This is a genomic window from Methylobacterium sp. A54F (assembly GCF_053346035.1).
Genome location: NZ_JBKFBF010000005.1, coordinates 140,126 through 154,916, shown reverse-complemented (window position 1 = coordinate 154,916; position 14,791 = coordinate 140,126). Strand labels below are relative to the sequence as shown.

Below are 14,791 nucleotides of genomic sequence, written 5' to 3'. Positions count from 1 at the left end.
GGGCGCGGCGCATGCCGCGCCCGTTGCATTTTCAGAGTCCGGCGCGTGATCGGAGTTACAAAGTCGAAACGAGCTGTTGCTGAGTAGTAAATTCAGGGCGTCCACCGGTTGGGCCCGGTTGAGACGTGCGGTAACGTCGCCGTGTTCGACGGTGTGATCCAGGCCAGTGCCTTGCCGGCAGACGGCTTTTCTGGATCGGGCAGTGCGGATCGACGGCGCGGGGGCGCCGTTGCAAGCCGGATCCCGTGAGGGAGACCGGAAACAAGGACAGGCTGGAGGATACGACGTTATGGCTGTGGCAACGACTGTTCCACAAAGGGCCGATGCAGCGAGGCCCATGACCGCCGGCGAGAAGAAGGTCATCCTGGCCTCCTCGCTCGGTACGGTCTTCGAGTGGTACGACTTCTACCTGTACGGCTCCCTCGCGGCGATCATCGGGGCGCAGTTCTTCTCCGCCTACCCGGAAGCGACCCGCAACATCTTCGCCCTGCTCGCCTTCGCGGCGGGCTTCCTGGTCCGCCCGTTCGGAGCCCTGGTGTTCGGCCGGCTCGGTGACATGGTCGGCCGCAAGTACACCTTCCTCGTCACCATCCTGATCATGGGCATCTCGACCTTCGCGGTCGGCCTGCTGCCCTCCTACACCACGCTGAATGCCTACGGCGTCGGCTGGATCGCGCCCGTGACGCTGCTCGCGCTGCGTATGCTCCAGGGCCTGGCGCTGGGCGGCGAGTACGGCGGCGCGGCGGTCTACGTGGCCGAGCATGCGCCTCCCGGACGCCGCGGCTTCTACACGGCGTTCATCCAGACCACCGCGACGCTCGGCCTGCTGCTCTCGCTGATCATCATCCTGTCGACGCAAGGCTACGTGAACAGCGCCTACCCGGCCACTACGGTGACCAACCCGGACGGCACCACCTCGACGCTCACGGCCTTCCAGGTCTGGGGCTGGCGCATCCCGTTCCTCGTCTCCGTGGCGCTCCTCGCCATCTCGGTCTGGATCCGGCTGCAGATGCAGGAGAGCCCGGCCTTCCAGAAGATGAAGGACGAGGGTACCCACTCCAAGGCGCCGCTCTCGGAGGCGTTCGGCCAGTGGCGGAACGCCAAGTGGGCGCTCCTCGCCCTGCTCGGCCTCACGGCCGGTCAGGCGGTCGTCTGGTATACCGGCCAGTTCTACGCGCTGTTCTTCCTGCAGAGCATCCTGAAGGTCGACCAGTTCACGGCGAACGTGGTCATCGCCTGGTCGCTGGTCCTCGGCACCGCGGGCTTCCTGATCTTCGGCAGCCTGTCCGACAAGATCGGCCGCAAGCCGATCATCCTCGGCGGCTGCCTGATCGCGGCGCTCACCTACTTCCCGCTGTTCAACATGCTCACCGCCAACGCCAACCCGGCGCTCTACGCGGCGCAGGCGAACGTGCCGGTGGTGGTGAAGACGAACACGGCCGAGTGCTCGTTCCAGTTCAACCCGGTCGGTACGGCCAAGTTCACCAAGGAGTGCGACATCGCCAAGGCGCTGCTCGCCCGCTCCGCGGTGAGCTACCGCACCGAGGAGGTGCCCGCTGGCTCGCCCACCGTGGTGAGCGTCAACGGCAAGGACTTCCCGGTGGCCGACCCGACCTTCGCCAAGGCCGTGCCGGCGGCTCTGACCGAGTCGGGCTACCCCTCGGCCACGAGCAACCCGACGGTGATCAAGGCCGCGAACCCGATCGACGTCTTCACGAGCCAGAAGCTCGCGGTGATCGGCATCCTGACGATCCTCGTGGTCTACGTCACGATGGTCTACGGCCCGATCGCGGCGGCGCTGGTGGAGCTGTTCCCGACCCGGATCCGCTACACCTCGATGTCCCTGCCCTACCACATCGGCAACGGCTGGTTCGGCGGCCTGCTGCCCGCCACCGCCTTCGCGATGGTGGCCCAGACCGGCGACATCTACTACGGCCTCTGGTACCCGATCGTGATCGCGCTGTTCACCTTCGTCGTCGGGCTGATCTTCATCCCCGAGACCAAGGACCGCGACATCCTCGCGTAACGAAGACGAGCGCCCGCGCAAGACGCGGGCGCCCGAAAGACTGGGGGCGCGGGCTTCAGGGCTCGCGCCCCTTATGCGTTCCGGGACCGCTCGATCCGTTGGGGCGGATGCGCCGAACCGCTCAGTGCCGGAAGTGGCGGTGGCCGGTGAAGACCATGGCGAGGCCCGCCTCGTCGGCGGCGCGGATCACCTCGTCGTCGCGCATGGAGCCGCCAGGCTGGATCACGGCGGTGGCGCCGGCCTCGGCCGCGGCGAGGAGACCGTCGGCGAAGGGGAAGAAGGCATCGGACGCCACCACCGCGCCACGCGCGAGGCTTTCGGAAAGCCCGAGGCGCTTGGCGCCCTCCGCGGCCTTCCAGGCGGCGATCCGGGAGGAATCGACTCGCGACATCTGGCCGGCACCGATGCCGACCGTGGCTCCGCCCTTCGCGTAGACGATGGCGTTCGACTTGACGTGCTTGGCGACCCTGTAGGCGAAGCGCAGGTCCGCGTATTCCTCAACGCTGGGCTCCCGCCGCGTCACGACGCGCAGGGGCATGTCGTCGACGACGGCGTCGTCGCGGCCCTGCACCAGGAGGCCGCCCGCGAGGCTGCGCACCGTCTCGCCAGGCGCGCGCGGATCCGGCAGGCCGCCCGCCAGGAGCAGGCGCAAGTTCTTCTTGGCCGCGACGATCGCGACGGCCTCCTCGCTCGCGTCCGGCGCGATGATCACCTCGGTGAAGATCTCCACGATCCGCCGGGCCGCCTCAGCGTCCAGGGGGCGGTTGAGGGCCACGATGCCGCCGAAGGCGGAGGTCGGGTCGCAGCTGAGCGCCGACTCGTAGGCCGCCAGCAGGGTCTCCCCTTCGGCCACGCCGCAGGGGTTGGCGTGCTTGATGATGGCCACCGCCGCCGTGCGGGCCGGATCGAACTCGGCGACGCATTCGTAGGCCGCGTCCGTGTCGTTGAAGTTGTTGTAGGATAGCTCCTTGCCCTGGAGCTGGCGGGCGCTCGCGACGCCGGCCCGCACGAGGCCCGGAGCGCGGTAGAACGCCGCCGCCTGATGGGGGTTCTCGCCGTAGCGCAGGCCCTGGGCGAGGCTGCCGCCGAAGGTCCGGAACGCAGCGGCCTCCTGGGGGCCGATCTCGCCCGCGAGCCAGTTGGCGATGGCCGCGTCGTAGGCGGCGGTGCGCGCGAAGGCCTTCTGGGCGAGGCGGCGACGCAGCGCGGCGTCGAGGGTGCCGCCGGCCGCCTCCAGGGCCGCGAGGACCGCGGCATAGTCCGCGACGTCGGTGACGACGGCGACGTCGGCGTGGTTCTTGGCGGCCGCGCGGATCATCGCCGGGCCGCCGACGTCGATGTTCTCGACGCAGTCGTCGTAGGCGCGGCCCGCCGCGATCGTCGCCTCGAACGGGTAGAGGTTGACGACGAGGAGGTCGATCGCCCCGATCCCGTGGGCGGCGAGCGCGGCCTGATGCTCGGGGTTCTCCCGGACGGCCAGGAGGCCGCCGTGCACGGCCGGGTGCAGGGTCTTCACGCGCCCGTCCATCATCTCGGGAAAGCCCGTGAGGTCGGCGACCTCGGCGACGGCAAGGCCCGCCTCACGCAGCGCCCGGTGGGTGCCGCCGGTCGAGACCAGCTCGATCCCGCGGGCGCTCAGCGCGCGGGCGAAGTCGATGAGGCCCGCCTTGTCGGAGACGGAGAGGAGCGCGCGGCTGATCCGCACCTGATCTTGCGACATCGTGGAAGTCTTGGGTGTCCGGTGAACGTCCTGGGCGCCAACGGAGCGGTGCGCCCGCCTGTCGCGGCGCGGTAGCACGGAAGCGGGCCCCCGGGCCAGGGGAGCCGGCGGATGCCCGTATCAGCCGGCCTGCGCCGTCGTCGGGGCGCCCATCGCGGCCCGGTCGAAGGACCAGCGCACCTCGGCCTCCTCGGCGACGGTGAGGTGGAGCACGATCTGGTCCGTGCGCCGGGCCCCCGTGAGGCCCGCGAAGTAGACGCTCTCCTCGATCGCCACGTCGGCGCCCTCGGCGCGGAAGCGCCAGACCTCGCCGAGCGGCGCGGCGAGTTCGAGCCCCTCGCCGTCGCTGCGCACCGCGATGGCGGGATGCAGGTGGAAGCGGATCGCCACGCTGGCCGGGCGCCTGCCGAAGCGCTTTGTCCCGCGCTTTCCGGCTTGCTCGCGCAGGAGCCGGTCCGTTCCCTCCAGGCGACCGTCCGGCGCGAGGTGCCAGCGGCGCTCGTGCACGAGGCCGAAATCCGGCTGGTAGCCGTCATGGCGCGCGGCGAGCAGCAGGGCGCCGCCATCCTCCGCGCGTTCCGCCCGGACCTCGCCGGGCCCTCGCAGGATCACCGCCCCGAGGCGGGTCTCGAGCCACGCCCCGGCGAGCCGGTCGCCCCACCACGACCCGCCCTTCAGGAAGCGGCAGGAGGAGGCCGCCTCGACGCAGGCGGTCGAGTGGGCCGCGGTGGTGCGGGCGAGCCGGCGCAGCTCCGGCCCGCTGTCCGGCAGGCCGCAATTGACGACGATGCGCTGCGGGCCGCTGGACATCTCGAAGGACAGGCAGCCGGCCCCGGCGTTCAGCGAGAAGGACAGCGGCGGCGCCCGGCCGACGTCAGCCACCACGACGACCCGGCCGCGCTCCAGGCGCTCGTAGCCGGTGTTCGGGGCGTGCATCAGGGGCTGGGCGAGGGCTCCGTCGTAGACAAGGAGCGTGGCGAGATGGTCGGCGGCGGTGGCGCCCATGCCGTTGAAGTGGCTGAGCGAGGCGTCGGCGTGGCGCAGGAGCCGCAGCAGCGGCAGCATCCGGTCGATGGCGCGCAGGAGCGCGTCCGGCGGCTCGACGTTGCGGCTGAGGTAGCTCTGGCGCAGGGGCAGCAAGTCGAGCAGCAGCTCCATGGCGTAGCGCGGATCGCGCGAGCGATGGCCCCCGTCGGCCAGGATCTGCCGGTCGAGCTCGCGGCTGAGCACCCGCGTGGCCCGCCGCAGGATTGGCTGGATGCCCTCGCAGCACAGCCCCGCGTAGCAGAGGGCCACCGCCGCGTTGAGCCGCCACTGCGGGGGGATGCCGCGGCGCAGGTCGCGCTCGAGCTGCTGCGCGCCGCGGGCGATCGCCTTCAGGAAGGTCTGGTAGAAGGCGCGGTCTGCGCCCTCCAGCACCAGGGGTGACTGGCACAGGAAGGAGATGAGGCGCCGCGCCGCCACCGGTGTGGGGCGCGCGAGCGCCGGGTCGCCGCGCCCGGCCATGAAGTCGGCCACGAAGGCCCGGGCGTTGGCGCGGGCGAGTGCGGTGTCGGCGGCGCGCAGGTGGCGCAGCCAGCCGAACCCGTAGAGCACGTCGGCCCATTCCGGACTCGGGGGCGTGTAGTCGAAGGGCGAGCGTCCGCTGACCGCCAGCGAGCGTCCGGCGAAGACGAACAGGCCGGCGTAGATATCGTCCGCGAAGGTGGCGTCGCTGGTGCGCAGGTCGTGGGGCGCGATGACGAGGCCCGTGACCCGGACGCGGGCGAGGATATCGGGCGGGGCGCTCAGGCGCGCGCTGGCGGCACGGATCGCGCGGGCGAACTCGCGTCCGATCAGGCCGTACAAGCGCCAGCGGTCAGGCCCCCACGCCACGCGGTCTCCTCGCCCGGCGGCGCGCGGGCGCCCGGCCGGTCTCCTCACTGCAGGGTTCAAGCTAGGCCGTGCGTCTTAACCACCGGTTAAGCATAAGCCCAGGGAAAACGCATTCAGCGCAGGCGCGTGAGCCGGCTCGCGAAGAAGCCGTCGAGGCCGCCGAGCTCCGGCAGGTGGCTCGGCAGGGTGCGCAGGTCCCCGGACCCGTCGATCAGCTCTGCCCGGTCCCCGACCTCCTCGGGGCGCAGAGGCACCCGCGCGAAGGCGTCGTGGCGGGCGAGGAAGGCGGCGAGCTGGGCCTCGCTCTCCTCGGGCTCCAGCGAGCAGGTGCAGTAGACGAGGCGCCCGCCCGGCCTCACCAGGGCGGCCGCCTTGTCGAGGAGGCGGGCCTGCAGCGCGACGAGCCGGGCGAGGTCGGCCTCGCTCTTGGTCCAGGCGACATCCGGGTGCCGGCGGATGGTGCCGGTGGCGGAGCAGGGCGCGTCGAGGAGGACGGCGTCGTAGGTGCCCTCCCCGTCGAGGGCGAGGGCGTCTCCGACCTGCACCTCGGCGTCGAGCCGCAGGCGCGCCAGGTTCTCGCGCAGGCGCTCCAGCCGGGCCGCGGAGCGGTCGACGGCGGTGACGGCGGCCCCCGTCGCTGCGATCTGCGCGGTCTTGCCGCCCGGCGCGGCGCAGAGGTCGGCCACGCGCTCGCCCGCCTGCGTGCCGAGGAGCCGGGCCGGCAGCGCGGCCGCCGCGTCCTGCACCCACCAGGCGCCCTCGGCATAGCCCGGCAGGCTCGCGATGGCGGCGCGTGCCTCCACCGGCTCGTCACCCGTCTCCGCAGGCCCCTCCCCCGTCGGGATTGCCTCCCGGCGCGGGGCGGAGGCGAGCCGGAGCGAGCCGGTCGGCAACAGGGTGGCGCCGAGGCGCTCGGCCCAAGTCGCGGGGTCGGCGGCGGGGTCGGCGCGGACGGTCAGGTCGATCGCCGGGCCCGCCAGATGCGCCCGCGCGATGGCCTGCGCGCCGGCCTCGCCGTAGGCGGCGCGCCAGCGGCGGGCGAGCCAGTCCGGCGTGTTGTCCGCGAGCGGATCCCCGGCCGCCAGGATCTCGGCCCGCTCGCGCGCCACACGGCGCAGCACCGCGTTCACGAGGCCGCCGAGATGGGCGGTCTCCGGCTCGGCCTTGGCGAGGCGCACCGCGAGGTCGACCGCCGCGTGGTCCGGCACCGCGAGGTCGAGGATCTGGGCCGCGCCGGTGGCGAGGAGCGCCACGAGGCGCGGCTGGTTCTGCGGCAGGCCCTGCGCCATGCGCGCGCCGAGCGCCGCCCGCAGAAAGCCGAGGCGCCGGAAGGTGGCGGTGGCGATGGCGCGGGCGAGGCCCGCATCGGCCGCGTCGAGCCCGGCGTTGCGCCCGGCCTGCGCGAGCGCATCCTCCAGCGCGAGTGCGCGGCCCTTGCCGAGGAGATCGGCCACGGCGCTGCGGGCCACCGCCCGGCTGGCAAGCCCTGCGATGGGCGCGCCCGGCTCGCGGCTCGCCCGCTCCCTGTCCGCGGCGTTGCGGCGTGTCGCCATGAGGGCCATGTTCCTGCGTATGAGACCGCACGGCGCCGTCGCGCCCGTGTTCGAGGCCAACGCCCCTTCCACCTGAGCGATCCTGATGCAAGTCCCGACGCAACGCCCGACGCAAGAGCCTGCTGACCCGGAGGCCGCCCCCGTCGCGCCGCGCCGCCCCCTGAGCCCGGCCGCGGAGCGCGCCCTCGCCGAGGCCGCCGCGCGGCGGGCCGACGTCGATGCCCGGGCGGCCGCGATCGCCGCGGCGCCCGAGCGCCAGGGCCGCGGCGGCCTCGAGCCCGTGCGCTACGACGACTGGGAGGTGAAGGGGCTGGCGGTCGACTTCTGAGCCGCCGATGTCTCGGACGGTCAGCGCACCATGTAGACCTGCGCGCCCACCGAGACGCGCCCGTAGAGATCGACCACGTCCTGATTGTACATGCGCACGCAGCCGTACGACGCATAGGTGCCGACCGAGCTCGGCCGGTTGGTGCCGTGGATGGCGTACTGGCCGCCCGCCAGCGTCATCGCGGCGGCGCCCATCGGGTTGTGGGGCGATCCGCCCGCGATCAGGTTCGGCAGGCGCGGGTTGTCGCGCTTGACCTCCCAGGGCGGCGACCAGGCGGGCTGCACGTACTTGCCGTCGATCCGGGTCTGGCCCACCCACTGCTTGCCCGGCTTGCCCACCGCCACGGGGTAGCGGATCGCGGTCCCGTCGCCGTTGACCAGGTAGAGCCGGCGCTGCGAGATGCTGATCACCACGGAGCCGGGCTCCGCGGCCTCCGCGAAGGCCACCACCTCGCGTGCCTGCGCGGGTGCACCCGCGCCGAGACCCGCCAGCACAGCGCCGGCTGCCACCGCACACCAACCTCTCCGACCGAACATGGGAAGACGTCCTCGACCAAGCGTGACCTTACGCTTGACAGTAAGTCACGGCCGAGCTTGCCGTTCCACCAAGTGATTCGGTGCGTAGTCCTCCCATGCACCCGTTTCCTGGATTTCGGTCAAAAACGTGCGACTTCAAAGGGATGAAGGCGCTGCATCGGGGCAGGCCCCCGCTAACCATCACCGCTCGAGAAGCTCGCGGCAGGCCGAATCCGCACCCTGCCAGCCGTGGCGGATCAGCTCCGGGTCCCGATGTTCCTCGACCGGATGGCCGACGCACAGGTAGGCGACGAAGTGCCAGTCGGGCGGGACGTCGAGGAGCCGGGTGACGCGGTCCGGCTCGAGGATCGAGACCCAGCCGACGCCGAGCCCGTGCGCGCGCGCCGCGAGCCAGAAGCTCATGACCGCGCCGACCACCGAGTAGCGCAGCATCTCCGGCATCGTCATGCGGCCGAGGCCGTGGCCAGCGGTGGCAGCCTCATCGCAGAACACGGCGAGGTGCACCGGCGCCTGCCGCAGGCCCTCCAGCTTGAGGCGGAGATAGAGCTCGCGCTGGCTCCCCGCATAGCCCGAGGCCGCAGCCGCGTTGCATCGTTCGAAGCTTTCCGCGACGCTGCCGCGCCGGCTCGGATCAGCGACCCGCACGAAGCGCCAGGGCTGGCTGTTGCCGACCGAGGGGCTGTGGCAGGCGGCGGCGAGGCAGGTCCGCAGGGTCGCTTCGTCGACCGCATCCGGACGGAAGCGGCGCACGTCCCGCCGCCAGGCGAACAGGTCGTCGAGGTTGCGACGGAAGGCGTCGTCGAAGGTGGGGGGCGGCGTCGGCATGGCGTTTCCGCCCTCTTAGCCCGATCCCGCGGATCCGCGCAGAAAAAAGACCGCCCCGAGGGGCGGCCCTGAAGTCCTTGGGTCTCGAAACCTCTGGAGTGCCGGTCGTGGATCCGGTGCGCCGTCCGAGGGCTGGGGAGCTCGGGTTTCGGACGGAGCGCCGGGCACGAGCCGACGAGGTTCACGAGTGTTGTGATTGGGCAACAAGGCTCGGAAAAGGCGCGAATGCGGCGAAACCGTGGTGAAAGGTTTCTGGTGCGTGGCTCTGCGGCAACGCCGACCGCGGCCTTGCGAGGTGTGGTTTGCCGGCCCATCATCCGCGTACGAACTCAGACAATTCCCGACAGAAGGAGCGACGATGAGCGAGCGGACGAGCGCAGAACCCAGTTACGCCTCCAACGACCGCGTGGTCCCCTTTCCGACCTCATCGCCCCCACCCCAGATCGCCTTCGACCGCGACGAGCTGCGCACGATCTTCAACCTGTACGGGCGCATGGTCGCCGAAGGCGAGTGGCGCGACTACGCCCTCGATTTCCGCCGCGACAAGGCGGTGTTCTCGATCTACCGGCGGGCGTCCGAGATGCCCCTCTACCGGGTGGAGAAGGACCCGAAGCTGGCGCGCCGCCAGGGCGCCTACGCGGTCGTCGCGGCGAGCGGAATGGTGCTCAAGCGCGGCACGGACCTCGCCCGCGTGCTGGCCGTGCTGGAGAAGCCCCTTCGGGCGGTCTGACGCCGGAATTCATCGGGGAGACCCGGCATGAAAAAGGCCCCGGTGCTCGCGCACCGGGGCCCGGAAGTCCTCAGTTCAGGCCCTGATCAGCGACGGTCGCCCATCAGCGAGAGCAGGAACTGGAACATGTTGATGAAGTCGAGGTACAGCGTCAGGGCGCCGTTCACCGACATCTTGGCCGCGCCCTCGGCATCGAAGCCGCTGTAGAGGTACATCTCCTTCAGCTTCTGCGTGTCGTAGGCGGTGAGGCCCGCGAAGATGCCGACGCCGAGGAACGAGATCGCCCACTGCAGGCCCGAGGACTGCAGGAACAGGTTCACCAGCGAGGCGATGATCAGGCCGATCAGGCCCATCATCAGGAACGAGCCCATGCCCGACAGGCTGCGCTTCGTCGTGTAGCCCCAGAGGCTGAGGCCGCCGAAGGTCGCCGCCGTGATGAAGAACACCCGCACGACGCTGGCCCCCGTGAAGACGAGGAGCAGGGTCGACATCGAGGCGCCCATCACTGCCGCGAAGGCGAAGAAGGTCATGCGCGCCGAGGCCGCCGACATCCGGTCCATCCGCATCGAGAAGATGAAGATGAAGGCGAGCGGGGCGAGCATCAGCACCCACTTGAGCGGGCTCGTGTAGAGGAGCTGGCCGAACGGCGTCAGAGCGAGCTGCCCCGTCGCCGTCTGCGCGGTGGCGGCCATGTTGAGGCCCAGCGCCACCAGTCCCGAGATGCCGAGACCGATGACCATGTTGTTGTAGACGCCGAGCATGAAGGTGCGCAGGCCCTGATCGACCTCGACCTGCGTGCCGGCGTAGCCGGGGCTCTGGGCCCCGTACCGGAAGGGGCTGTTCTCGAAGGCCATGGGAGTTCCCTTGAGGATGCTCTCTCAGCGTGGTGTTCGGGACGAGGCCCACGCAGGACCTCTGGCGCCACGGGGCGCCTCGGGCCTGAATATGTTGCTTCGCAATGCCGGACACAAGTGGGCCGCCGAGCTTCCCCGCCCGGTTTTCGGTATCGCGGCGCGGGTTTTTCTTGAGTTATCGCAGGGATTAAAACGTCGTAACCTCTCGTTGCACCGCCGCAAGCGCAGGAGCACTCGCTAGAGCACGAGGACTCGCTAGATCTGGCGCAGGTAGGGTGCGGGCTTCTGGCCCAGGATGCGCCAGGTGCCCGCGAGGCCGAGCACCACGGCCAGCACGACCGCGAGCCCGGCAGCCGTCAGGGCCCCGGACATCTCCGGCGCGAAGTCGAGGCGCATCACCCGCGTCACGATCGTCCAGGCCGCGAGGGTGCCGGCGCCGAGGCCGAACAGGGCGGTGGCGGCACCGAGGAGCCCGTATTCGAGGCTGTAGGCGAGGAGCAGCCGCCCGCGTGAGGCGCCGAGCACCTTCAGCACCACGGCGTCGTAGAGCCGGGCCCGATGGCTCGCCGCGACGGTGCCGGCGAGCACCAGGAGGCTCGCCAGGATGGCGATGGCGCTCGCGCCGCGGATCGCGAGGACGAGCTTGTGCACGAGGCCGTCGATGGTCTCCAGGGCGTCCTTCACCCGCACGCTGGTGACGGACGGGTAGGCCTTGGCCACGTCTCGCAGGATGGCGTTCTCGGCCGCCGCCGGCGTGCCGGGCGGCAGCGTCAGGGTGGCGAGGTCGGAGTGCGGCGCCCCCCGGAAGGTGCCGGGCGAGAAGACCATGACGAAGTTGATCCCGAGGGAGCGCCACTGCACCTTGCGCAGGTTCGCCACCCGCGCGGTGAGATTGCGGCCCAGGACGTTGACGGTGACGCTGCCCCCGACCTTCAGGCCGAGGCTGCGGGCGAGCTCCGCATCGAACGAGACGAGCGGTGTGCCCGCCTCAGCCTCGCTCCACCAGCGGCCTTCGACCACGGTCGAGCCCTCCGGCACCTCCGCCGCGTAGGTGATGCCCCGGTCCCCGTCGAGCACCCAGGCCGCGTCCTCGGGCGGCCGGATCCGGCCAGCCGGCACCCCGTCGAGGGCAGTGATCCGCCCGCGCATCATCGGGACGCGCTCGATGCGCCCGGTGGGAGCCGCCCGGCCCAGGAAGGCGTGGAAGCCGTCCGCGTCGGCCGCCGGAATGTCGAGGAAGAACAGGTTCGGGGCGTGGGCCGGCAGCGTGCTGGTGAGGGCGCGGCGCACGTTGGCGTCGATCAGGCTCAGCGTCACGAGGAGCGTCACGCCGAGGCCGAGGGAGAGCACCATCGCCTGCGTCAGAGCTCCGGGCCGATGGAGGTTGGCGAGAGCCATCCGGGGCGCGGCCCGCCGCGGGCGCGGCAGGCGCGCGGCGCCCGCCATCAGGCCGAGCCCGACGAGGCGCAGCAGCCCGAAGGCGATGGCGGCGGCGGCGATGAAGATGAGCGCCACCCGCCGGTCGAAGGCGGTGGCGAGGCTGAGCGCCACGAGGGCCGCGAGCGTCGACCACAGGACCGCGCGGTAGCGCAGCCGCACCCCGCGGCCGGCGGGGTCGACGGCGTCGCGGAACAGCCCGGAGACCGGGATGTCGTGGGCGCGTCCGAGGGGCGTGATCGCGAAGGCGAGCGCCGTGAGGAGGCCGTAGGCGGCGGCCAGGGCGAGCTCGCCCGGCGCGAGCGTCGGGTCGAGGGGGAGCGGCAGCTCGTCCCGGAACACGGCGTCGATCAGGAAGGGCAGGCTGCCGCCGACGACGAGGCCGATCGCCGTGCCGAGGCCGGCGATCAGCATCACCTGCGTCAGGTAGAGCACCACCACCTGGGAGCCCGGCGCCCCGACGCTCTTCAGCGTCGCGATGGAGGCGCGCTTGCGCTCGACGAAAGCGTGGACGGCGTTGGCCACCCCGACGCCGCCGACGATGAGGGCCGTGAGCCCGACGAGGGTCAGGAACTGGGTGAAGCGCTCGATGCTCTTCGAGAAGCGGGGGTCGGCATTCGTGCGCGCCCGCATCTCCCAGCCGGCCTCCGGCGCGGCCGCGGCGACGGCGGCGGCCGCCGCCTCGACGCGGGCATCGTCCGCGCCGGGCAGCAGGATCCGGTAGGTCCAGCGGTTGAGGCTGCCGGGCTGGATCAGCCCCGTCCGCTGCAGGGCCGCCTGCCCGATGATGAGGCGCGGCCCGAACCCGACGCCGGCGGCGATCCGGTCCGGCTCGCTGACGAGGCTCGCCCGCACCGCGAAGGGCTGGCCCGCCAGGGTGAGCCGGTCCCCGACCTTGAGGTCGAGGCGGGTGAGGAGCGCCGGATCCGCCACCGCGCCCGCGACGCCGTCCCGGTCCGCGAGGAGGTCCGCCAGCGGCGCGGCGGGCTCCGTCACGAGTTCGCCCGCCGTCGGGTAGCTGGCGTCCACCGCCTTCAGCTCGACGAGGGCGGCGCCCCCCTCGCCGGAGACCGCCATGGCGCGGAGCTGGGCCACCACCGACACGCGCCCCCTTGCGTCGAGCGCCGCCCGCTCGGCCGGGCTCGCCTCGCGGTTGATCAGCGTGTAGGCGAGATCCGCCCCGAGGATGCGCCGGCCCTCGCGCCCCAGCCCGTCCGAGAGCGAGCGGGCGATCGAGGCGATGCCGGCGATCGCCGCGACGCCGAGGGCGATGCAGGCCAGGAACACCACGAAGCCCGAGAGGCCGCCGCGCAGCTCGCGCAGGGCGAGGCGCAGCGTCAGGGGCAGGCGCAGCCCGGAGGGCCGCCGCGGCTCAGGCTGGGCGAGCGTGCCGTGCATGCGGTCTCCTCCAGGCGTCCGGTGATGCGGGCGGGATCACGCTGCCGCCATCGCGTCGATCCGTCCGGAGCGGAGCCGGACCGTGCGGTCGCACAGGCGGGCGAGGCCCGGATCGTGGGTGACGAGAACCAGGGTGGCGCCGCGGTCGCGCTTCAGCCGGAACAGGAGGTCGACGATCTGGCGGCCGGTCGCCTCGTCGAGGTTGCCGGTCGGCTCGTCCGCCACCAGGATCGCCGGATCCGGCGCGATCGCGCGGGCGATGGCGACCCGCTGCTGCTCGCCGCCCGAGAGCTGGGCCGGGTAGTGGTGCAGGCGATGGCCGAGCCCGACGGCCTCGAGCTCGGCGGCCGCGCGGGCATGCGCGTCGGGCTTGTCGGCGAGTTCCAGCGGCAGGGCGACGTTCTCCAGGGCCGTCATGGTCGGCACGAGGTGGAAGGCCTGGAACACGATGCCGATGCGCCGGCCCCGGAAGCGGGCGAGCGCGTCCTCGTCGAGACCGCCGAGGTCGGTGCCCTCGACGAGGATCGACCCGGAATCCGGACGCTCCAGCCCGGCCATCACCATGAGGAGGGTCGACTTGCCGGAGCCCGAGGGGCCGACGAGGCCCACCGCCTCCCCGGGTGCGACGGCGAGGGAGATGCCCCGCAGCACGTGGACCCGCGCGGCACCCCGCCCCAGGCTGAGGTCGATCTCTGAGAGGGCAATGGCCTTGTCGGACATCGACGGGCGACCGATCTGTGCGCGGGACGACGAGAGTGAGGGTCGGAGTTGGACAGCGATGAATCCGTGCGCTTCCGCACCAACCGTGGCGCCGATATGGCCCGTATGCCGTCTCGGCGCCATGGCGGCTGGGCCGTTCGGCTGATGGCGCTGATTGCCGCATCGGTTCTCGCCGTCCTCGCGGCGGGGGGCGCCCGCGCAGAGCCCAAGGCCCGCACCCTCAACCTCGTGGCCTTCGGGGACAGCCTCTCGGCGGGCTACCGGCTCCCGGCCGACGCCGCCTTCCCGGCGGTGCTGGAGCGCGCCCTCAAGGCCAAGGGCTACGACGTCGCGGTGGCCAATGCGGGGGTGTCGGGCGACACCACCACCGGGGGGCGCGACCGGCTCGACTGGTCGGTGCCGGACGGGACCGACGGCGTCATCCTGGAGCTCGGCGCCAACGACATGCTGCGGGGGACCGACCCCGCGGTCACCGAGAAGGCCCTCGACGCGATGCTCGCCCGCCTGAAGGCCCGCGGCATCCCGGTGCTGCTCGCGGGCATGAAGGCCTCGCGCAACCTCGGGCCCGACTACGTGGCCCGCTTCGACGCGATCTATCCCGACCTCGCCAAGCGCTACGACCTCGTCCTCTATCCCTTCTTCCTCGACCCGATCTTCGGCGACAAGTCGGCCCATCTCGACGACGGCCTGCACCCGAACCAGAAGGGCGTCGAGGCGATCGTCGCCGGAATCCTCCCGAGCGTCGAGAGCTTTCTCGGCCGCCTCGGCGCCAAGTCGCAGTGACGGCGG

At 72.0% G+C, this 14,791-nt stretch carries 12 protein-coding genes; 4 read left to right on the top strand and 8 right to left on the bottom strand.

All coding sequences use genetic code 11. The annotated features are described in order from the left end of the window. Positions 1-289 precede the first annotated feature (289 nt). Positions 290-2,026, top strand: a complete 1,737-nt coding sequence (locus ACLBXP_RS10355) for an MFS transporter (protein WP_447667562.1) — start codon at positions 290-292, stop codon at positions 2,024-2,026. Positions 2,027-2,147: 121 nt separating this feature from the next. Here the strand turns inward: ACLBXP_RS10355 and purH are convergent, their stop codons facing one another. From purH to ACLBXP_RS10340, 3 genes are all read right to left on the bottom strand, one after another. Then, positions 2,148-3,746 (bottom strand): bifunctional phosphoribosylaminoimidazolecarboxamide formyltransferase/IMP cyclohydrolase, encoded by a 1,599-nt coding sequence (purH, locus tag ACLBXP_RS10350; RefSeq protein WP_447667561.1) that lies wholly within the window; start codon positions 3,744-3,746, stop codon positions 2,148-2,150. Between the two features lie 120 nt (positions 3,747-3,866). Beyond that, complete coding sequence (locus ACLBXP_RS10345; protein ID WP_447667560.1) at positions 3,867-5,621, bottom strand: heparinase II/III family protein; 1,755 nt, start codon at positions 5,619-5,621, stop codon at positions 3,867-3,869. 113 nt (positions 5,622-5,734) lie between these two features. Beyond that, a complete protein-coding gene (locus tag ACLBXP_RS10340) occupies positions 5,735-7,174 on the bottom strand; it encodes an RsmB/NOP family class I SAM-dependent RNA methyltransferase (protein ID WP_447667559.1) in 1,440 nt (479 codons plus the stop codon). Positions 7,175-7,259: 85 nt separating this feature from the next. Between ACLBXP_RS10340 and ACLBXP_RS10335 the strand changes: the two genes are divergently transcribed. Then, a complete protein-coding gene (locus tag ACLBXP_RS10335; protein ID WP_447667557.1) occupies positions 7,260-7,502 on the top strand; it encodes a DUF1674 domain-containing protein in 243 nt (80 codons plus the stop codon). 20 nt (positions 7,503-7,522) lie between these two features. On the opposite strand, the gene ACLBXP_RS10330 is transcribed toward ACLBXP_RS10335, so the two are convergent. Then, entirely contained in the window at positions 7,523-8,038 is a 516-nt protein-coding gene (locus tag ACLBXP_RS10330) for a L,D-transpeptidase (protein ID WP_447667556.1), read from the bottom strand. 180 nt (positions 8,039-8,218) lie between these two features. Next, complete coding sequence (gene bluB, locus ACLBXP_RS10325) at positions 8,219-8,863, bottom strand: 5,6-dimethylbenzimidazole synthase (protein WP_447667555.1); 645 nt, start codon at positions 8,861-8,863, stop codon at positions 8,219-8,221. Positions 8,864-9,221: 358 nt separating this feature from the next. On the opposite strand from bluB, the gene ACLBXP_RS10320 reads away from it, so the two are divergent. Further along, on the top strand, positions 9,222-9,593 hold the full coding sequence (locus ACLBXP_RS10320) for a DUF2794 domain-containing protein (RefSeq protein WP_447667554.1): 372 nt from the start codon (positions 9,222-9,224) through the stop codon (positions 9,591-9,593). A gap of 86 nt (positions 9,594-9,679) precedes the next feature. Here ACLBXP_RS10320 and ACLBXP_RS10315 read toward each other — a convergent pair whose 3' ends face one another. The 3 genes from ACLBXP_RS10315 to ACLBXP_RS10305 all read right to left on the bottom strand — a co-directional run bounded on the left by ACLBXP_RS10315 (position 9,680) and on the right by ACLBXP_RS10305 (position 14,002). Beyond that, positions 9,680-10,447, bottom strand: coding sequence for a Bax inhibitor-1/YccA family protein (locus tag ACLBXP_RS10315; protein WP_447667552.1), 768 nt, complete (start codon positions 10,445-10,447; stop codon positions 9,680-9,682). Between the two features lie 255 nt (positions 10,448-10,702). Next, complete coding sequence (locus tag ACLBXP_RS10310; protein ID WP_447667551.1) at positions 10,703-13,282, bottom strand: ABC transporter permease; 2,580 nt, start codon at positions 13,280-13,282, stop codon at positions 10,703-10,705. Positions 13,283-13,318: 36 nt separating this feature from the next. Beyond that, positions 13,319-14,002 carry an ABC transporter ATP-binding protein gene (locus tag ACLBXP_RS10305; RefSeq protein ID WP_447667550.1) on the bottom strand — a complete coding sequence of 228 codons (684 nt, stop codon included), beginning with the start codon at positions 14,000-14,002 and terminating at the stop codon, positions 13,319-13,321. Between the two features lie 144 nt (positions 14,003-14,146). Here ACLBXP_RS10305 and ACLBXP_RS10300 point away from each other — a divergent pair, with 144 nt between their 5' ends. Then, complete coding sequence (locus tag ACLBXP_RS10300; protein WP_447667548.1) at positions 14,147-14,785, top strand: arylesterase; 639 nt, start codon at positions 14,147-14,149, stop codon at positions 14,783-14,785. The last annotated feature ends 6 nt before the right edge of the window (positions 14,786-14,791 follow it).

Bases quoted from the DNA above. Each gene is read 5' to 3' on its own strand.
- ACLBXP_RS10355 (WP_447667562.1), top strand. From the start codon at position 290: ATGGCTGTGGCAACGACTGTTCCACAAAGGGCCGATGCAGCGAGGCCC.
- purH (WP_447667561.1), bottom strand. From the start codon at position 3,746: ATGTCGCAAGATCAGGTGCGGATCAGCCGCGCGCTCCTCTCCGTCTCC.
- ACLBXP_RS10340 (WP_447667559.1), bottom strand. From the start codon at position 7,174: ATGGCGACACGCCGCAACGCCGCGGACAGGGAGCGGGCGAGCCGCGAG.
- ACLBXP_RS10335 (WP_447667557.1), top strand. From the start codon at position 7,260: ATGCAAGTCCCGACGCAACGCCCGACGCAAGAGCCTGCTGACCCGGAG.
- ACLBXP_RS10330 (WP_447667556.1), bottom strand. From the start codon at position 8,038: ATGTTCGGTCGGAGAGGTTGGTGTGCGGTGGCAGCCGGCGCTGTGCTG.
- bluB (WP_447667555.1), bottom strand. From the start codon at position 8,863: ATGCCGACGCCGCCCCCCACCTTCGACGACGCCTTCCGTCGCAACCTC.
- ACLBXP_RS10320 (WP_447667554.1), top strand. From the start codon at position 9,222: ATGAGCGAGCGGACGAGCGCAGAACCCAGTTACGCCTCCAACGACCGC.
- ACLBXP_RS10315 (WP_447667552.1), bottom strand. From the start codon at position 10,447: ATGGCCTTCGAGAACAGCCCCTTCCGGTACGGGGCCCAGAGCCCCGGC.
- ACLBXP_RS10310 (WP_447667551.1), bottom strand. From the start codon at position 13,282: ATGCACGGCACGCTCGCCCAGCCTGAGCCGCGGCGGCCCTCCGGGCTG.
- ACLBXP_RS10305 (WP_447667550.1), bottom strand. From the start codon at position 14,002: ATGTCCGACAAGGCCATTGCCCTCTCAGAGATCGACCTCAGCCTGGGG.
- ACLBXP_RS10300 (WP_447667548.1), top strand. From the start codon at position 14,147: ATGGCGCTGATTGCCGCATCGGTTCTCGCCGTCCTCGCGGCGGGGGGC.